The organism is Mesorhizobium sp. M7D.F.Ca.US.004.03.1.1 (genome assembly GCF_003998635.1).
In the GTDB taxonomy this organism is placed as follows: Bacteria; Pseudomonadota; Alphaproteobacteria; order Rhizobiales; family Rhizobiaceae; genus Mesorhizobium; species Mesorhizobium loti.
In genome coordinates this window covers 1-1,409 of record NZ_RZQG01001242.1, presented here as the reverse complement: position 1 = coordinate 1,409, position 1,409 = coordinate 1, and the positions used below count along the sequence as shown (strand labels likewise).

The 1,409-nt window shown below is 62.5% G+C and carries 2 protein-coding genes and 1 pseudogene; 1 reads left to right on the top strand and 2 read right to left on the bottom strand.

What is annotated here, in order from left to right; all coding sequences use genetic code 11:
• Positions 1-353, top strand: a 353-nt coding sequence (locus tag EN935_RS35985) for an ATP-binding cassette domain-containing protein (protein WP_127374225.1), incomplete at its 5' end; no start/stop codon positions are given.
• A 106-nt stretch (positions 354-459) separates the two neighbouring features.
• Here the strand turns inward: EN935_RS35985 and EN935_RS35980 are convergent.
• Positions 460-1,272: an NAD(P)-dependent oxidoreductase gene (locus EN935_RS35980; RefSeq protein ID WP_127265258.1), complete on the bottom strand. Its 813-nt coding sequence runs from the start codon at positions 1,270-1,272 to the stop codon at positions 460-462.
• Between the two features lie 3 nt (positions 1,273-1,275).
• Positions 1,276-1,409: pseudogene (locus EN935_RS42500) on the bottom strand (pyridoxal phosphate-dependent aminotransferase); the annotation flags it as partial.

Sequence of the window (1,409 nt, the reverse complement as noted above, 5' to 3'; positions counted from 1 at the left end):
TCCCCATCCTGGCCCGCAGACAGAATGGCGATGCAAGGAATCTCTCGGGAGGTGAGCAGCAGATGCTGGCGATCGGGAGGGCCCTCATGGCCGCGCCCAAGGTGCTCCTGCTCGATGAGCCTTCCATGGGCCTGGCGCCGCAATTGATCAAGGAAGTCATGAACATCGTGCAACGCCTCAATCGTGAAGGCGTGACCATTCTGCTCGTGGAGCAGAACAGCAAAGTCGCCTTGAAGTTCGCCGACTACGGCTATGTGCTCAAAGCCGGGCGCGTCGTTCTTGAGGGACCAGGCAGCGATCTCGCGAGCAATGAAGCGGTCATCAGCGCCTATCTAGGCGGCGTCGCCGCCTGAAGACGACATGGGCTCGAACCGCTTATGGCTGGGTCGCGGGGCCGTACGAAACAATGCAGGAAATTTGCGAGACCGGTCGCGAGTTGGCTGTCGCGCTATTTGACCGTCATACGGGTTTGTCATCCGGGTGGCCGAGTTCGCAAAACCAGCCGCCCAGATACTTCACCGAGGGTGCCTTCGGATCGGGAACCGGCGTCCTCGCCTCCACCGCTGCGCGAAACGGCTCGGCACTATCCTGGGGAACAAATCCGATATGGTCTGCGCCCCTGTTGTCGACCATCTTCAGCTTGTTGTCTGAGATGCCGAAGGAGATCGTGTGGCCGACACGCGGCGCGGTAAGAGCTGCCTCAACCAGGCGCACGCAGTCGGCGAAAGAAAGATACGACCACAGCATGCGGCGGTCGGCCGGCTCGGGGAAGGACGAGAAGATGCGCAGGCACGCGGTCTCGATGCCGAACTTGTCCCAGTAGAGCCGACTCAGGCTTTCGACGAAATTCTTCGAGACGCCGTAGAGGCTGTCCGGACGCACCGGCGCGTCGACGCCGATATGGGCTTCGACTTCATGGTAGCCGATGGCATGCACCGAGGAGGCATAGATGACGCGCTTCACACCGTGTTTCCGGGCGCCTTCGTAGATGTGATAGGAGCCACGGATGCTGGAATCCAGGATCGTCTGCCATGCGCATTCAAGCGGCGCGCCGCCGAAATGCACGATCGCGTCGCAGTCCTTGGTGGCCGCAACCGTCGCCTCCATGTCAGCGAGATCGAAGACCGCCTCTTCCTCGTGCGAGGCAAGGTCGCCGAACGGTTCGCGGCCCGCCAGGCGGATCGTTCTTGCCAGCGGCACCAGCCCCTTTCGCAGTTCCGAGCCGAGCCGGCCGGCGGCGCCGGTGATCAGGATGCGTTCGTAATGGGGCATGGTCTACTCCACTTGCGCGACGGCGGCGTTGATCCGCGCGATCGCTTGGGCGAGCACCTCTTCGCTGGTGGCGGTGGAGATGCGGAAATAGGGTGAAAGTCCATAGGCAGCACCCGGCACCGATGCCACGCGGCCTT